The organism is Neptuniibacter sp. PT8_73, from assembly GCF_047778045.1.
Lineage (GTDB): Bacteria > Pseudomonadota > Gammaproteobacteria > Pseudomonadales > Balneatricaceae > Neptuniibacter.
The window spans coordinates 29,760-46,321 of sequence record NZ_CP180545.1 but is presented as its reverse complement, the minus strand read 5'-3'; the positions used below and the strand labels follow the sequence as shown (position 1 = coordinate 46,321).

Genomic DNA, 16,562 nt, shown 5'->3' with positions numbered 1-16,562 from the left:
TCAACGCTTCCATAAGGCGTTGATTAACGCACCTGCCAGAATCAAACAGCCGCCAATAATCGTCCACAAAGTCGGAATCTCTTCAAAAAAGATAACACCCAAAACCGCAGAGAAGATCACCTGAACATAAGCATAAGCACTCGCCTTGCCCGCCTCTTCTGCTGCCATCGCTTTAGTTAATCCAATCTGTCCAACTTGAGTAAATACACCCACTAACAGCAGTAGGAACAACGCTTCCATTCCAGGCATGACAAAGTCACTGCCCAACAGCAGCAACGAGGTTGGTAACGCCACCAGCGGGAAATAAAAGATAATGACAGAGCTATCTTCCGTTTGACTCAGTTTACGCACGATCACATAAGCGATGGCACTCCCTAAAGCCCCCGCTAACGCGGCGAACAGGCTTAACATTGGCAAACCAATTAATCCCGCTTCACCCGGTCGCATCATCACAATAACCCCGACAAAACTGAGCAACATACACAGCATCGTAGCCAGCTTGATCCGCTCTCCCAAAAACAACAAAGCTAAGACAGCTGTAAATGCTGGATAGGTGTACTGCAATACCGTTGCGTCAGCCAATGAGAGGGTCGTGACAGAATAATAAACGCAAACTAGAGCCAAAGCACCCACAACCCCCCTCGCCAGCAGGAGCAGCTTATGCTGCCCCCAGATAGAGATGCGTTTACGTTTAACATCTAAGTAACTTAAACCTAAGGACACCAGAGCCCTAGCAGCCACTATTTCCAAAACCGGAATGCCATAACCCGACACAGCTTTAACGCAGGCAGCCATCAAGGCAAAACCAAGCGCGGATAGCAGCATATAGCGAATAGCGATGGGCACGGCAGTTATAAACATGGCTTTAGACTTTGAAACGTAGATTGAGAAAGCGGGATCATACCAGATAAGCCTCAGTAAACGAGGTGATCATCGATCAGGAAATTGGTTTACCGGTAAACGATTACCAAATAGGTATTATCTAAAGAGTTACAAAAAAATAGGGGCTTTTAAGCCCCTATTTTATATTAGTGATCTTTCCGTTTTGCACCGGGGTTTGCCGTAAACATCAGGGGCTGCGCGCCTTCCTCAATTTCAGGCTTATTTTCACGATTGACGCGTGTTTCCAGTTCTTCTACAGCGGTATCTGGTTCACCATCTAAACGCATGGAATCTTCGTAATCACAACGCACGCACTCTTTGTACTCACGCTCTTCATCACGGTAAGTGCGAATACAATCCATCTCACCGCATCGTGGGCAAACAGCACCCGCTATAAATCGTTTAATAACTGTCATTTTAATTACTCGGTAATTCCACTGTGGCGAAGTAGTGCATCAACTTGCGGTTCACGACCGCGGAACGCTACAAACAGCTCCATCGGTTCGCGAGAACCGCCCATTTCTAGAATGTTCTTACGGAAATCTGCACCAGTATCTGTATTAAAGATGCCATCTTCTTCAAAACGGGAGAATGCATCTGCCGATAGAACCTCTGCCCATTTATAACTGTAGTAACCCGCAGAGTAACCGCCTGCAAAAATATGGCTAAAGCTATGCTGGAAGCGGTTAAACGCAGGCGGGGTAATCACGGCTACCTGACTACGTACTTTATTCAAAACCTCTTGAACAACCGTTTCTCCCGGCTGGTAATCACGGTGTAAAAGGAAATCGAATAGAGAGAACTCCAACTGGCGCACCATCATCATGCCGGACTGGAAGTTACGCGCCGCCAGCATCTTGTCCAAAAGTTCTTGCGGTAGCGTTTCACCTGTCTGATAGTGACCAGAGATCAATGCCAGCGCTTCTGGCTCATAGCACCAGTTCTCTAGGAACTGACTTGGTAGCTCAACCGCATCCCAAGCAACGCCATTAATACCACTTACGTCAGCCGTTTCGATTTGGGTCAGCATGTGATGCAAACCGTGGCCAAATTCATGGAATAGGGTGGTCACTTCATTGTGATTCAGTAGGGCTGGATCATCTCCTACTGGAGAGCTGAAGTTACATACCAGATAAGCCACGGGTAACTGCAGAGAGCCATCATCTAGACGACGACGTACACGGCAATCGTCCATCCAAGCGCCACCACGTTTCTTTTCACGAGCATAAAGATCCATAAAGAAACGAGCGATCACTTCACCATTGCGGCTAATTTCAAATAAACGCGCATCATCATGCCAACGGTCGAACTCATCGACTTCACGCATTTCGATATCAAATAGTTTACCGGTAACCGCAAACAGGCCTTCCAATACCTTGGGAAGAGGGAAGTAAGGACGGATCTGCTCTTCAGAAATAGAGTATTTCGCCTGCTTCAGTTTCTCCCCGTAGTAAGCTAGATCCCATGCTTGCAGATCTTCTGCGCCAAAGTCAGCTTTCGCAAACTCACACAGCTGCTCAAAATCTTGTTTAGCGACAGGTAGACTTTTCTCAGCAAGATCATTCAAGAACTGCACAACTTGATCAGTGTTTTCAGCCATTTTTGTCGCTAACGAGTATTCAGCGTAGTTACCAAAACCAAGCAACTGCGCCAGCTCTAAACGTAGCTCTAAGAGGTGAGAGATAACGTCTGTATTATCCCACTTACCTTCGCCCGGGCCTTGATCAGAAGCACGGGTAGAGAAGGCGGTATAGATCTCTTTACGTAGTTCACGATCATCCGCATAAGTGATCGTCGCTAGGTAAGAAGGGAAGTCCAACGTTACCAACCAACCCTCTTGCTCTTTCGCTGCAGCCATCTGTTTTGCCGCGGCTAACGCCATAGGCGGCAGGCCCGCAAGATCAGATTCTGAGGTCAGTAGTTTGCTCCAGTCATCGCTGGCATCCATGACGTTTTCAGAGAACTTAGTCGTCAGCTCAGACAGCTTCTGTTGCAGTTCAGCGTAACGCTGCTGTTCTTCTGGCTTCAGAGCGATACCGGATAGACGGAAGTCACGTAGAGTATTGTTGACTACTTTCTGCTGCGCTTCACTTAGCTGAGCAAATTGCTCACTTTCGGCAAGCTGATTAAATGCTTGGTAGAGACCTTGATGCTGACCCATCTCTGTCCAGTACTGGGACAGTTTAGGTAAGCACGCATTGTAAGCATCACGCAGCTCATCACTGTTCACAACCGAGTTCATGTGCGAAACAGGCGACCACGCTTTAGCTAAACGGTCATTCATCTCTTCGAGAGGGGCAACTAGAGAATCCCAGCTAGGCACGGACAGTTCCTGCAGAATGCGTTCTACCGTTGCTCTGCTGTCTGCCAGCAATTGATCGATTGCGGCTTCGATTTGATCAGGTTTGATCTGACTAAATGCTGGTAACAACTGTGGTTCAAGCATTGGGTTACTCATATAAAGCTAGCTCCATCGGCGAGATATCGTTCCTAATACATGGGACTAAATCTTAATTTTTCAATTCCCCTAAGCTATTTCATAATAGATACTTCCCAATTTCTAGCGAGCAACAATTATGAATGTACGTACTTATCAAGGCTTCACTCCCAAACTAGGGGAGCGGGTTTTTGTTGATCCTAGCGCGGTAGTGCTTGGAGATGTCGAGATTGGTGACGATTGCTCGATCTGGCCGCTCACCGTAATTCGTGGCGATATGCACCGCATTTGTATTGGCGCACGTACCAGCGTGCAAGATGGTTCTGTTCTACATATCACCCATGCTGGTCCCTATAACCCAGACGGCTTCCCATTGATCATTGGGGATGACGTCACTATTGGACACCAAGCTATGCTACACGGCTGCACAATTGGTAGCCGAGTTTTAGTAGGCATGGGTGCGATGGTTATGGATGGCGCTATTGTTGAAGACGAAGTCATTATCGGCGCAGGTTCACTAGTCCCACCGGGTAAAACACTGGAAAGCGGCTACCTTTATGTAGGCCGTCCAGCTAAACAACAACGAGCTCTTACAGAGAAAGAGCGCTCCTTCTTCAGCTATACTGCTGGAAACTATGTAAAGCTTAAGGACAAGCACCTTGAAGAAGATTACGCAGGCTAACAGCCTGATCCTAGCCGCACTACTTTCGAGCGGTTGTGGCTACAACATCCAAAGTTCACCTACCGCTTGGGTTAAAGCCTATGAGGTAAAGGTATCCAATACGGAGGAGGGGAAACGCTATTCCCTCTGTAAAAGCTTTGGTTGTGATCGAAGATCTTCGATTCAATTTGAAGCTGACGAGCTTGATCAAGTTCGTCAGCATTTCTCACCACCAGCAATCACTGCTGAACAAGAGCGTTTAAAGATTGCTACTGGCATCGGTCTATTTGAAAAAATCACCGGCCCGAAACTACGAACTTTTGGCGATCAAGCAGCCAATAACACCTCCTTTATCAGCCGTTCAAATCAATTGGATTGTGTCGCTGAGAGCCTCAATACAACTCGTTATCTTTTAATTTTACAGCAGATGAACCTCTTACATTTCCACCGACCTGGCGGAAATGTTCACCGTGGCCCCTTCACGTTAAATGCGCCCCATAACAGCGCCACCATAGTGCAGCTAGATAATCAGAAAGCCTTTGCTGTGGACTCTTGGTTTGGTGCTAACGCTGAACCCGCTTGGGTTACGCCTGTGGATAACTGGCTAACCGGCGCTGATCCTGAAGAGTAGTTGTTGGTTATAATTCAGACACCAGTTGATAATAGTTATCAATAGCATTAGTATCACCCGCCAATACCTTACACTCTTTACATTCTGAGCCTTATTTTCAGCAGGTTAAGCGCCTGTGGATATCTATTTGACTCAGAAAATAAGCTGCCAATTTCTGAACCGACTAAGAACATTTAAAAACTACGACGTCTTATTTGCTGAGATGAGTGAACGCATGTAGCAAACAAGGCTGTTAACAACTTAATAGAAGGGAACAACATGAAAAAGACCACGATCGCCACACTGGTTGCGGCTGCAATTACATCAGCAACACCAGCCTTTGCAACAGATGTAGCTAAAGAGTTAGCGGCAATGAAAGCACGCATCGCACAACTTGAAGCTCAGCTTGCTGCCCAACAAGCAACAACGCAAAAACTAGAGCAAAAAACTGAAGTTCAAGTTGCAGCTACTCCATCAAACGGTGGCTTCGCAGAGAACGTTAGCGTAGGTGGCGAAGTAACCTTGCTAGCACAGCAAGTTGAGACTGATGGCGAAAACAGTGTTGGTGATGTTTTAGTTGATACCTTCGAACTTGAAATCTCTGCTGATATTAACGAAAACGTTAAAGTGTCTACTCTAATCGAATACCTATCTGCAGACGAGAAACTGGACCTTGCTGAAGCTTACGTAGTGATTGGCTCTGAAGATAATCCTCTAAGCTTCACACTAGGTAAAGCCGCTCACCCTCTACTAGTTGGTGATTCTGCAGCATTTACAGACCCAATTGCTTTCGACATTTTCGATGCAAAAGAAGGTCTAGCGATGCTGAGCTACCAAAATGAGATAATTCAGCTAGACACTTACGTGCTTAATAATTCTGCAGAAGGCAACGAAGGTTTAGATACGTTAGGTCTTAACTTAGGCACTACATTCAGTAACGGTGTTTCTCTAGGTGCAGGCTATGTAACTGATGTAGCGAACACGGCAGGCCCTTTCTCTGAGCTAGGCGGTCTAACTGAAAAAATCGATGCGTGGCGCGTAAATGCATTGGTTGAAGCCAATGACTTGGCGTTGTTTGCTGAGTATATCCAGCTAGGTAAATCTAACCTAGCGGGCGAGCCGAGCTTCCTACACTTAGGTGCTGGCTACGGTACACAGATCCTAGGTGCTGACGGTGCGCTTTTCCTAGGTTACAGCGAATCTGACGAAGCTGAAGATATCGATGATGTAGCAGGCATCGACTACGAACTACCTGAAAAGCGTTTAGCGTTAGGTGTAACGCGTTCTCTAGGCGAAAATGCTGAAGTGACTGCGGAATATGTTCGCGAAGAAGCTTACAGCGACACAGATAGCGATATCCTGAATGTTGCGGTAACAACGACTTTCTAAGCAGGGCTTAGCAAGTTGTTAAAATGTGACTGACCAACGCTGAATCCCCCTTCAATCATCAGCGCTGGTCGTCACAATACTCTGTACAGACAGATATTCTGTAAACATTACTGTTAATGATATCTGTTATCACTTTGGCAGGGAACGCTCCTATGGAATTAAATCCTTTAGAAGGAGCTTTTCCGCACTTTATTTTTCCGACTTAGCGTCTAGCTTTGCCGAAGAAATTTCCCGTAAACGCTTTACTACTTGAGCATTAATACTACGTTGCGTAAACGTACCATCAGCCTTACGCTTACCTGGCTTTTTACTCATTAAAATCTCTAAGCAGTCATCCACATGACCAACCGCATGGACAGAGAATAACCCCTCTTTAACAGCCTCGACAACCTCTTCTTTGAGCATCAGATTGCGCACATTAGCTTTAGGGATAATGACCCCTTGCTGACCAGTTAGGCCGCGCGTTTTACAGAGATTAAAGAAACCCTCTATCTTCTCGTTGACACCACCAATGGCCTGTACTTCGCCGTACTGGTTGATCGACCCCGTAGTCGCAAAACTCTGACTAATCGGCATATGCGTCAACGCCGACAATAGGGTGCAAACCTCTGCTAGCGAAGCACTATCACCATCTACATAACCGTATGATTGCTCCAAGGCGATACTGGCAGAGATCGCCAAAGGGAAGTCTTGCGCATATTGATGGCCTAAGAAGCCCGATAGGATCAAAACGCCTTTTGAGTGGATCGGCTGGCCTAAGGCAACCTCACGCTCTATATCCACAATACCGCGATTACCCGGGTGAACCGTTGCTGTAATACGCGCAGGTGTACCGAAAGCGACATCACCCACTTGCAGTACCGTTAGACCGTTGGTTTTACCGACAGCTTCACCTTGGGTATCGATCAAAACCGTTTGGTTAAGAATGCCTTCTTCGATCTTTTCAGACATCCGAGAGGTTCGGCGTTCTTTCGCATTCAGCGCCATCTCAACATGATCAGCGTTGATCAGCTCGTCTTCCTCTTTGACCCGCTTGAAGTCAGCTTCACAAAGCAGATCAACCAGCTCGCCAATATGAGCGGATAATAACTCCTGATCTTCAGCCTGACGCGAACTATGCTCGACCAAACGAGCCACTGCTCGACGTGTCAGCGGAGCTAAGCCTTCCTCATCGGCCAGCGTTTTCATCAAGCGTGCATAATGCCGGATAGACTGAGGTGTTCGTTTTACATCCTCATCAAAATCAACAACAACCCTGAACATCTTCTCAAAGTCATGATCAAGCTCTTGCAAGAGATAATAGATATTGCGCGCACCGATCAGCACAATTTTCACTGAAAGTGGCACTGCCTGCGGCGTTAAGGTGATTGTGCTAATGCCGGCATATTCACTGGCGGGGCTTTCAATTCTGATCTCATGAGATTTCAGCGCGCGTTTTAGCGCCCCATAAACAAAAGGCTGCTCCAGCAACTTCTCAGCTTCCAGTACCAGATAGCCACCATTCGCTCTGTGTAGGGCACCAGGGCGAATAAGCTTATAGGTCGTAGAAAGAGCGCCCATTTCAGATGTGTACTCTACACGCCCAAACAAGTTCTCATAGCTAGGGTGCGCTTCGTAAACAACAGGAGCACCCTTAACCTTATCGTTATCCACAAGCAGGTTTACGCCATAATTACTTTCTAAATAAGCGCGGCGACTGGCATCGGTGAGTGGCTCGATCAGCTTTTCATCACCGACAATTTCAGCGCAGTTTTTAACTAACGACGTTTCCATCTCTGACAGATAATCAGTCGCCGCCGCGATATTGGCGTACTTATCTTTCAACGGTTGGAAAAGCGGGGAGATCGACTGTCGAGTGGTATCACGATCGAGATTCTTCAGCTTTTCTGCTGCTTCACGTCGCCACTGCGGTAGACCTGTGAGCGCTTCGTTTAGCTTATCTTCAAGATCAGAGATCGCCTTGGTAAAACCATCACGAATCTCTTCAGGTAACTGCGAAAAGACCGCCTCGTCCATCGCTTGCCCTTCGGCAACCGGAGTAAAGCCGATACTGCCCGCATCGCGGTAAACCGCAATGCTGTGCTCACGGGCTTCGCGCTCAACGCCTTCTATCGCCTGATCGTAATAGCGGTTAAGTTCACGCTCGATCTTACTCTTCTTACGCTGGTAAGAAGGGCTCTCAAAGGCAGCTGGCATCTCTGACAACACCGCTTCGATGATATTCTTAATATCACGCTTAAACTGCTGAGCCTTGCCAGCAGGGAAGGGGATCGCTAATGGATTACGATTATCCTTTAGATTGTTCAGATAAACCCAATCACCCGGCTTTTTCTCTTTTTTCGCCGTGGTCTTGAGGTTCTCCATCGCAAAGGAGAAACGTCCGGTATGCGGATTACCCATCACAAACAAGTTATAGCCCGGACGGCGCATACCGATACCAAAATCCATCGCCTCAATGGCACGGGTTTGGCCAAAGAATCCGGTGAACGGTTCAAGCGTAGACGTGTTTTTGAAAGGTAGTAATTCAGGATCGCAGCGAAAATAAAGCTGCTCAGTAGATAGTCGGGTTTCCGTTACCATAAGGTACTCCCGCAGCAGACTGAAAAGTTAACACTATGCAGTGTTCGTATTTCAGTTATACGCCGCGAGAGAGCCCCATGCAAGTCTGCTTTGATAAAATTTATAAAGCGACTGTTGTATTAAAATCAAACAGTTATTGCTGCACGGATATCAGAGATAACGGTTTTAGAGTCTGGGTCCAAACCACGCCAGATTCTGAATGATTCCGCAGCCTGCTCCACTAACATACCTAGGCCATCAATGGACTTTTCCGCCCCTTGTTCAGTCGCCCAAACACAAAAAGCGGTTGGTTCTGCGGCATACATCATGTCGTAGCACCAAGCACCTTGTGCCAGTACATTTTCCGGAAGAGGAGGGATCTCACCCTGCAAGCTTGCAGCAGTGCCATTGATGATCAGATCAAAGCTTTGACCTGCTAACTCATCATAACCACCACCCGATACGTTACCAAGATCGGCAACCAACCCTGCAAGCTCTTCGGCTTTAGAAGCAGTACGGTTAGCGATAACTAACAGCTCAGGATTTTGCTCCAAAACCGGCTGTAGGACGCCACGTACAGCACCACCAGCCCCAAGGATAAGCACCTTTTTGCCTTCAATCGTGCCGTCATTGTTACGTACGATATCACGCACCATGCCAACACCATCGGTGTTATCACCACACAAGCGGCCTTGGTCATCGCGGTACAAGGTATTTACCGCACCCGCCAATTCGGCACGCGGACTTCTAACTTCAGCTAAAGACCAAGCTTCCTGCTTAAACGGAATAGTAATATTCAGACCACGACCATCACCCGATAAGAAGTCAGAAACGTAACCTTCGAAATTATCTTCAGGTACGCAGATCGCTTCATAGGTCAGATCCTGATCTGTACTCGATGCAAATGCAGCGTGGATTTGTGGCGATTTAGAGTGCTTAATCGGATTACCGAATACAGCGTAACGATCAGTCATAATCCGCCCTTACACTTCCAGCCAGTTACGAGGCTTCAAATAACGCTCGTACAGCACCGCTTCTTCAGTACCTTCATCAGGTTTCCAGTCGTAGCCCCAACGCACTTCAGGCGGTAAAGACATCAAGATAGACTCAGTACGTCCACCAGATTGCAGGCCAAATAGAGTGCCACGGTCAAACACTAGATTGAACTCGACATAACGGCCACGGCGGTGCAATTGGAAGTCACGCTGACGCTCACCGTATTCACGATCTTTGTTTTTCTCGATAATTGGCACATAAGCTTTAGTGTAAGCATTACCAATCGACTGCATCAGTCCGAAGCTCTTCTCGAAACCAAGCTCATTGAGATCATCGAAGAAAAGACCGCCTACACCACGAGGCTCGTCACGATGCTTCAAGTAGAAGTATTCATCACACCACTCTTTGAAACGTGGGTAGATATCATCACCAAATGGATCACAGGCTTCTTTTGCTGTCTGATGCCAGAATTTACAATCTTCGTCGTTACCGTAGTAAGGCGTCAGGTCAAAACCGCCACCGAACCACCATACTGGTTCTTCACCTTCTTTTTCCGCAATGAAGAAACGAACATTGGCATGGGAAGTTGGGATATAAGGGTTATGTGGGTGAATAACCAAAGACACACCCATTGCCTGGAAACTACGACCTGCTAATTCAGGTCGGTGTGCTGTTGCAGATCCTGGCAACTTATCACCGAAGACATGAGAGAAGTTCACGCCACCTTTTTCGATAATTGCACCCTTATCTAGGACGCGAGTCCGACCGCCGCCGCCTTCTTCTCGCTGCCACTCATCCTGATAGAATTTTCCTTCGCCATCAGCCTGCTCTAAGGCATCACAAATAGCATCTTGCAGCCCCAAAAGGTACTCTTTTACAGCGTCAATATTAGGTGCGGACATAGTACTCACTCACATATTTATTTAAGCGCGAATTAATTGATCAGATTTTAGATCTCTAATTTGAGTAGGCTGATCTAAACCACCTAACTCACCTGGTAAAACATAAGCAAGCTTTTCACCGAAGTAAGTCTTCACTCTCAATATATCTCTTGCAGGTTGATGCGCTGCAGGATTTGCTGAAGTCGATACAAGAAAAGACCCGTAGGCTTCAGTCAATTCCTTAACTTGTGAGTGATTACTCACTCTAACAGCTACAGCGCTATGATCACCTTTAATCCAAGTAGGAATTCTGTTCTTTTTATCTGGCAAAATCCACGTATATGGACCCGGCCAGTTAGCAGTTACTTTGACATACTCATCATCAGTCAAATCTTCGAGCAAAAAATCGATCTGAGAGAGGTTTCCAGCGATCAAAACCAGACCTTTATGCATAGGTCGACGCTTAATTTCTAGAAGATCTAAGACGGCCTGTTCATCAAACGGATTACAACCTAAACCCCAAACCGCTTCCGTCGGATAGGCGATCACCCCACCTTGGCGAATCGCTCGAACAGACTGCTGAATATGCCACCAATCAGGCTTTAAATTACTACTCACCATTTACTCCTCAATGCCATATAACTAATCAACAGTGCATCACTATTTTTACTAGAGGTATCAATCAATAGTGACGAGAGGTAGATAGAAAGAGCCCCATACAGATAACTAAGCGGGGTATTTCCCTTTCATCTTGAAGGCATTTAACTTTGAGGGCTGAACACTAAATGTTCGACGCGGTCTTTGCAACTCTACCGAATTGTCTTTTAGCATCGAATATAACCTTGGCCATCTTGGCTAATTACACCTAGAAGCTCCAATTCCACCAACATCGGGCCTAATTCCGATATATCCATTCCGGTTAGATAGCTCAGTTGGTCGATTGAGTTATATTCGTAGCCGAGGTGTTTTAACAATTGCTGCGTTTCTGGACAAAGATGGGAGAAGTCATCTTCAGACTTGTCTTCAATATGCTCAACATGCTGTTCGGCTAGATAACCCAGTAAAGGGGCCAGCTGCGAAGTAATATCTTCCGCTGACTCAACCAAGCAAGCACCCTCACGGATCAACTGATGACAGCCCTTACTCAAGGGGTTATTAATCGCCCCAGGAATAGCAAACACTTCACGCCCTTGCTCCATCGCCATCCTTGCAGTGATTAACGACCCACTTTTGGGCGCGGCTTCCACCACTAAAATACCAGCGCTCATACCACTAATAATTCGATTTCTACGTGGAAAGTGAGGAGCCAACGGCGGTGCACCAGGGAACAATTCACTCAACCATATCCCTTGTTGTTCTAAAATCTGCTGGGCCAAAATACGATTACGTGCAGGATAAGGCCTATCTAAGCCGGTCCCAAATACAGCAACCGTGGGACATTGTGCATTAACACTCGCCTGATGAGCGGCAGCATCTATACCCAAGGCTAAGCCTGAATTCACTATCAAGCCGTTTTGAGCCAAATAGTCAGCAAATTGATAAGCGTGCTTTAAACCGCCGTGAGAAGCGCTACGGCTGCCTACAATCCCAACCTGAGGAAGGTTAAGCGCTACTAAGTTGCCACGAGCAAATAGAATGGGAGGGGGATCATAAATTTCACGTAGCAATGCAGGGTAGTCTGCATCAGTGATAGCTATTATATGACAATCCTCAGCTGAAGCTTGCCATGCCAGAGCCGACTCCAACTTATGCTGTACCAGAGAGGTGCGCCCTTGTTGGAAGTCACTTAAAGCGGTAGTTGTTTTTTTCTTGAGGTTAAGCCGATGCCAATCAGCTTCAGAGGAGCGGAGGAGTTTTTCAGGGGTCCATCCCTGATCCCAAAGCTTTTTAACTGAAGCGGCCCCTAAGTCTGGTAGGGCGGCAACGGCGATCCAGTCCCTTAGATCAGCCGTCATCATTTATCCTTTATGGTTCTCGGATCTCATCTCCGATAGAAACAACATCAGTGCTACGCATGATCAAGCCATAACTCACTTTCTCAAACACTTTAAATACCATCAACTCACCCGAGCGTTCCTGAGGCAGTGTCACCATCTCCTTAGTCACTGGATCTTTAATCAGCTCACCACGACGATAGATAGCGAATACATGTCCTGCTTCAATCCCTTCACGTTGGCCACGGTTAAGCGCTACAACATTGAACTGACCGGCATCACGAACACCTTGTAACACAGATAGAATCTTGCCTTCAACATCTGATGGTGCAGGTGCCGGGTGGAAGACAGACTGAATACGCACTTCTTCAGTTGGTACCACACGATCCAAAATACGCACTTCTTTATGCGATTTAAGAATATTTAGTGTAATCACGTCTTCTTTGCGAGCAGCAACATCAGCATCCGCAATTTTTAACGTTTCATAACCAAGAAACTCTTCCGTATCCGGATCAACGTATTCATTTGCTGGGCGGTAAATACCCTGTCTACGCTGTTCTGCCAATAGCTGGCCTCGTGCGTACATTCGATCACCAGCACCCGCTAATATCCTCTCTTTCGGGCCACCTAACACATAAGGTGCTTCTTTCAAAATATCTTCTGAAAGCACACGGTTATCGTTTAAGAAGCTAATGATATCGCGTAGTGGAATAGCAGGAATGGGTTTAACCAGCGGCGATACACGTGCACGCGGATAGATACCGCTATCACGTCTGACTCCTAAACGCGGCTTACCATTCACCCACGTTAAATAAATAACGTCACCAGGATAAATTAGATGAGGATTATCAACCTGAGGGTTAACCCCCCAGACTTCAGGCCATTTCCAAGGGCTTTGTAAAAAGCGACCCGAGATGTGCCACAACGTATCCCCCTTCACTACCACATATTCTTGTGGATGGTCATTACGAAGTAGCAGAGAGTCCTTCCGGGTTTCAGCATTAACCGTAGTTAGTGAAACCAACACCAGAGCGAACAAACCGCATAACAATTTTTTCATGTCCAGTTCCCTTATTACTCTCCCTCTTATCAAGATGAATAAGAAGATAAAGTAACGACAATGCATTGAGCGTTCTAATCAGTATAATAGGCAGATTAATATTTTTCGCTATTGATCTCGATATTATCTTTCGGCTAACAACCTGAATAATCGAGTTAAAACTTAAGATGCCTGTAAATCATACTTTTAACTTAGCATGCCTTACAGAAGTAATCACAGCAATAGCACCCGATAACTTGTTGATACAGACGTAAATCATGGCAAAACTAACCATTCTTGAATATCCAGACCCGCGCTTACGTACCATTGCTGAGCCCGTTGAGACAGTCGATGACGAAGTACGTGCTCAAATCGATGACATGTTCGAAACAATGTACGCGGCTCCAGGTATTGGTTTGGCAGCGACACAGGTGAATATCCATAAACGCATCGTAACTATGGATATCTCTGATGATCAAAACGAGCCACTGGTTATGATCAACCCTGAATTTGAAGTAATCGATGAAGAATTACACAAATATCAGGAAGGTTGCCTATCTGTTCCAGGCTTCTACGAAAATGTGAAACGCCCTCAAAAAGTTAAGCTAAAAGCGCTCGACTACAACGGCGAACCTTATGAGATGGAAGCTGAAGGCCTACTAGCGGTATGTATTCAGCACGAGCTAGACCACCTGAATGGCAAACTATTTGTGGATTACATCTCTATGCTCAAGCGTAACCGCATCAAATCTAAGCTTGAAAAGCTGCATAAATTGCAGGAAAAACACGCCTGATCATCACTGAAAAGCAACTCACAGGCTTGCTGGTTTAACTAGCAGGCCTGTTTTTATTTTGGAGCCTAGACCATGCCAGCGTCGCCACTGAAAATAGTTTTTGCAGGCACACCTGATTTTGCCGCATCCAGTTTACAAGCTCTGCTTAACTCTGAGCATGAAGTGATCGCGGTTTACACCCAGCCTGACAAGAAAGGGAAGCGTAAGAATCAGATGGCTCCGCGCCCAGTAAAGGATCTTGCAGTTGAGCATAACATCCCTGTATTTCAGCCAACCACGCTAAAAACCGAAGAAGAGCAGTTAGCACTCACAAACCTGAAAGCAGACATAATGGTTGTGGTTGCTTACGGTATGCTACTGCCAAAAGCAATTCTTGAGACACCTCGCCTAGGCTGCATTAATGTTCACGGATCTCTGCTTCCTCGCTGGCGCGGTGCTGCTCCTGTAGAGCGTTCAATGCTAGCAGGAGATGCTGAAACTGGCGTCACTATCATGCAGATGGATGAAGGTTTAGACACTGGCGATATGCTCTACAAAGTCACTACGCCGATCGAGAACAACGACACAGCTGCAAGCGTATTCGAACGCTTAGCCACTATTGGCTCTGAGGCCCTTGTTGCAACGCTAAAACAGTTCCAGCAAGAAACGATTTCAGCTGAGCCACAGGATGACAGCTTAGCTACCTACGCGAAGAAGCTACAAAAGACCGAAGGGGTTATCGACTGGAGCGCTTCCGCTACAGATATCGACCTTAAAATTCGCACCTTAAGCCCTCGTGTTGCAGTGACATTCAAACTTGGCGAAGAAGTAGTGAAACTACTAGGTTGCGAATTAGTTGAACAAAACGGCAACCCGGGTGAGATTCTACCTTCTGACAAAAAGAGCATTGTTGTCGCATGCGGAGAAGGCGCTATTAAAATCAAACAGCTTCAGCTGCCGGGTAAAAAGCCAATGGACAGCGCCGCTGTTCTAAACTCTAAACGAGAGCAGTTTAGTGCAGGCGTAGTTTTAGGTTAGACGTTTTAGGACAATCACCATGACCACTAATGTTCGGGCACTTGCAGCACAGATCCTAACCCCTTTGCTTAAAAATAAGGGTTCTCTGAATACGCAGTTTGCTGCAATTGAACGTCGTTGCCCAGAGAAGGATCGCGGCCTTCTACGTGAGCTTTGCTACGGCACTATGCGTTACCATCCGCAGTTAAACGCCATCATTAAGCTGCTGCAAAACCGACCATTTAAGTTTCGGGATATCGATATTAAAGCCATCGTTTTGGTCGGTCTGTATCAACTAAAACACACTCGCATTCCAGCTCATGCCGCGATTAGCGAAAGCGTCGAGGCTTGCAAAGAGCTTGATAAAGCTTGGGCAGGTAAAGTTGTAAATGCTCTTTTACGCCGTTTTCAACGCGAACAAGAAGAAATCGAAGACTACCTAAAGGATGACGATTCATACCAATTCAACCACCCTGAATGGATGATCGCCAAGCTGAAGAATAACTGGCCTGATTACTGGCAAGCGATACTCACAGTCAACAACGAGCAAGCACCACTGACGCTACGCGTGAATCAACGTTCAACAGCCCGGGAAGATTACCTACAGCAACTAACCCCAATTATTGCAGCAGAAGCGACTCAATTCAGTGATCAGGGCATAAAGCTAGCGGAATCAGTCAATATCGAAACCCTTCCTGGTTATGGCGTCGGTGCATTCAGCGTGCAGGATGAAGCAGCTCAGTTATCTGCAAACCTTCTTGATCTACAACCAGAGCAACGCGTTCTGGATGCCTGCGCAGCGCCCGGCGGCAAGCTGTGCCATATCCTTGAGCACGAGCCTAAACTTGCTCAAGTTGACGCTGTAGAGCTAGAACAAAAGCGAATCAGACGCGTTGAAGAAAACCTAGAGCGCCTGCGTTTAAAAGCCAACTTAAAAGTGGCAGATGCCGCCACACAAACCTGGTGGGACGGAACAGATTACGATCGTATTCTATTAGATGCCCCTTGTTCTGCTACGGGTGTTATTCGCCGCAATCCGGATATAAAATACCTGCGCCAAGGCGAAGATATTCACGAAACAGCCAAACTTCAGCGCGCTATTTTGGATAATTGCTGGTCCATGCTGAAACCCGGCGGTAAGTTGCTTTATGCAACTTGTTCCATCTTCCCACAGGAAAATGGACGATTGATTAAGCAGTTTGTAACCCAAACTGCGAATGCCAAACATCTGCCAATTGAGGCAGAGTGGGGTATTGAACAAGAGTATGGTCGACAGCTGTTTCCACAGTCTAACGGCCATGATGGTTTCTATTATGCACTGCTGGAAAAAACGGAGTAAGCTCAAGTAGCTATGTGTATTTCTGTCATTTCTGCAGCAGTTAAA

General features: G+C 46.6%; 15 protein-coding genes. 6 read left to right on the top strand and 9 right to left on the bottom strand.

Annotation, left to right across the window (positions count from 1 at the left end; all coding sequences use genetic code 11):
- The 3 genes from ACMXYN_RS00205 to prlC form a co-directional block, all read right to left on the bottom strand.
- Window positions 1–861 (bottom strand): DMT family transporter, encoded by an 861-nt coding sequence (locus ACMXYN_RS00205; protein WP_415892958.1) that lies wholly within the window; start codon window positions 859–861, stop codon window positions 1–3.
- A gap of 167 nt (window positions 862–1,028) precedes the next feature.
- Entirely contained in the window at window positions 1,029–1,298 is a 270-nt protein-coding gene (locus tag ACMXYN_RS00200) for a YheV family putative zinc ribbon protein (protein ID WP_415886406.1), read from the bottom strand.
- 5 nt (window positions 1,299–1,303) lie between these two features.
- Window positions 1,304–3,340, bottom strand: a complete 2,037-nt coding sequence (gene prlC, locus ACMXYN_RS00195) for an oligopeptidase A (protein WP_415892957.1) — start codon at window positions 3,338–3,340, stop codon at window positions 1,304–1,306.
- Window positions 3,341–3,458: 118 nt separating this feature from the next.
- Between prlC and ACMXYN_RS00190 the strand changes: the two genes are divergently transcribed.
- From ACMXYN_RS00190 to ACMXYN_RS00180, 3 genes are all read left to right on the top strand, one after another.
- Entirely contained in the window at window positions 3,459–4,001 is a 543-nt protein-coding gene (locus ACMXYN_RS00190) for a gamma carbonic anhydrase family protein (RefSeq protein ID WP_415892956.1), read from the top strand.
- Complete coding sequence (locus ACMXYN_RS00185; protein ID WP_415892955.1) at window positions 3,979–4,611, top strand: hypothetical protein; 633 nt, start codon at window positions 3,979–3,981, stop codon at window positions 4,609–4,611. Before ACMXYN_RS00190 ends, ACMXYN_RS00185 begins: the two co-directional genes overlap by 23 nt.
- 258 nt (window positions 4,612–4,869) lie before the next feature.
- On the top strand, window positions 4,870–5,979 hold the full coding sequence (locus ACMXYN_RS00180; RefSeq protein WP_415892954.1) for an LbtU family siderophore porin: 1,110 nt from the start codon (window positions 4,870–4,872) through the stop codon (window positions 5,977–5,979).
- Window positions 5,980–6,168: 189 nt separating this feature from the next.
- Here ACMXYN_RS00180 and ACMXYN_RS00175 read toward each other — a convergent pair whose 3' ends face one another.
- From ACMXYN_RS00175 to ACMXYN_RS00150, 6 genes are all read right to left on the bottom strand, one after another.
- Window positions 6,169–8,559 (bottom strand): Lon protease family protein, encoded by a 2,391-nt coding sequence (locus ACMXYN_RS00175; RefSeq protein ID WP_415892953.1) that lies wholly within the window; start codon window positions 8,557–8,559, stop codon window positions 6,169–6,171.
- A 125-nt stretch (window positions 8,560–8,684) separates the two neighbouring features.
- Window positions 8,685–9,512 carry a shikimate dehydrogenase gene (gene aroE / locus ACMXYN_RS00170; RefSeq protein WP_415892952.1) on the bottom strand — a complete coding sequence of 276 codons (828 nt, stop codon included), beginning with the start codon at window positions 9,510–9,512 and terminating at the stop codon, window positions 8,685–8,687.
- Between the two features lie 9 nt (window positions 9,513–9,521).
- Complete coding sequence (hemF, locus tag ACMXYN_RS00165; protein ID WP_415892951.1) at window positions 9,522–10,436, bottom strand: oxygen-dependent coproporphyrinogen oxidase; 915 nt, start codon at window positions 10,434–10,436, stop codon at window positions 9,522–9,524.
- Between the two features lie 21 nt (window positions 10,437–10,457).
- A complete protein-coding gene (locus ACMXYN_RS00160) occupies window positions 10,458–11,033 on the bottom strand; it encodes an L-threonylcarbamoyladenylate synthase (protein ID WP_415892950.1) in 576 nt (191 codons plus the stop codon).
- A gap of 206 nt (window positions 11,034–11,239) precedes the next feature.
- Complete coding sequence (gene dprA / locus ACMXYN_RS00155) at window positions 11,240–12,370, bottom strand: DNA-processing protein DprA (RefSeq protein WP_415892949.1); 1,131 nt, start codon at window positions 12,368–12,370, stop codon at window positions 11,240–11,242.
- 10 nt (window positions 12,371–12,380) lie between these two features.
- A complete protein-coding gene (locus ACMXYN_RS00150; RefSeq protein ID WP_415892948.1) occupies window positions 12,381–13,409 on the bottom strand; it encodes a LysM peptidoglycan-binding domain-containing protein in 1,029 nt (342 codons plus the stop codon).
- A 257-nt stretch (window positions 13,410–13,666) separates the two neighbouring features.
- On the opposite strand from ACMXYN_RS00150, the gene def reads away from it, so the two are divergent.
- From def to rsmB, 3 genes are all read left to right on the top strand, one after another.
- Window positions 13,667–14,182, top strand: coding sequence for a peptide deformylase (def, locus tag ACMXYN_RS00145; protein ID WP_415892947.1), 516 nt, complete (start codon window positions 13,667–13,669; stop codon window positions 14,180–14,182).
- A gap of 72 nt (window positions 14,183–14,254) precedes the next feature.
- A complete protein-coding gene (gene fmt / locus ACMXYN_RS00140; protein ID WP_415892946.1) occupies window positions 14,255–15,199 on the top strand; it encodes a methionyl-tRNA formyltransferase in 945 nt (314 codons plus the stop codon).
- Between the two features lie 19 nt (window positions 15,200–15,218).
- Window positions 15,219–16,517: a 16S rRNA (cytosine(967)-C(5))-methyltransferase RsmB gene (gene rsmB, locus ACMXYN_RS00135; protein ID WP_415892945.1), complete on the top strand. Its 1,299-nt coding sequence runs from the start codon at window positions 15,219–15,221 to the stop codon at window positions 16,515–16,517.
- Window positions 16,518–16,562 lie beyond the last annotated feature (45 nt).

Bases quoted from the DNA above. Each gene is read 5' to 3' on its own strand.
- ACMXYN_RS00200 (WP_415886406.1), bottom strand. From the start codon at position 1,298: ATGACAGTTATTAAACGATTTATAGCGGGTGCTGTTTGCCCACGATGC.
- ACMXYN_RS00180 (WP_415892954.1), top strand. From the start codon at position 4,870: ATGAAAAAGACCACGATCGCCACACTGGTTGCGGCTGCAATTACATCA.
- def (WP_415892947.1), top strand. From the start codon at position 13,667: ATGGCAAAACTAACCATTCTTGAATATCCAGACCCGCGCTTACGTACC.
- prlC (WP_415892957.1), bottom strand. From the start codon at position 3,340: ATGAGTAACCCAATGCTTGAACCACAGTTGTTACCAGCATTTAGTCAG.
- ACMXYN_RS00150 (WP_415892948.1), bottom strand. From the start codon at position 13,409: ATGAAAAAATTGTTATGCGGTTTGTTCGCTCTGGTGTTGGTTTCACTA.
- ACMXYN_RS00190 (WP_415892956.1), top strand. From the start codon at position 3,459: ATGAATGTACGTACTTATCAAGGCTTCACTCCCAAACTAGGGGAGCGG.
- hemF (WP_415892951.1), bottom strand. From the start codon at position 10,436: ATGTCCGCACCTAATATTGACGCTGTAAAAGAGTACCTTTTGGGGCTG.
- ACMXYN_RS00175 (WP_415892953.1), bottom strand. From the start codon at position 8,559: ATGGTAACGGAAACCCGACTATCTACTGAGCAGCTTTATTTTCGCTGC.
- fmt (WP_415892946.1), top strand. From the start codon at position 14,255: ATGCCAGCGTCGCCACTGAAAATAGTTTTTGCAGGCACACCTGATTTT.
- ACMXYN_RS00205 (WP_415892958.1), bottom strand. From the start codon at position 861: ATGTTTATAACTGCCGTGCCCATCGCTATTCGCTATATGCTGCTATCC.
- rsmB (WP_415892945.1), top strand. From the start codon at position 15,219: ATGACCACTAATGTTCGGGCACTTGCAGCACAGATCCTAACCCCTTTG.
- dprA (WP_415892949.1), bottom strand. From the start codon at position 12,370: ATGACGGCTGATCTAAGGGACTGGATCGCCGTTGCCGCCCTACCAGAC.
- aroE (WP_415892952.1), bottom strand. From the start codon at position 9,512: ATGACTGATCGTTACGCTGTATTCGGTAATCCGATTAAGCACTCTAAA.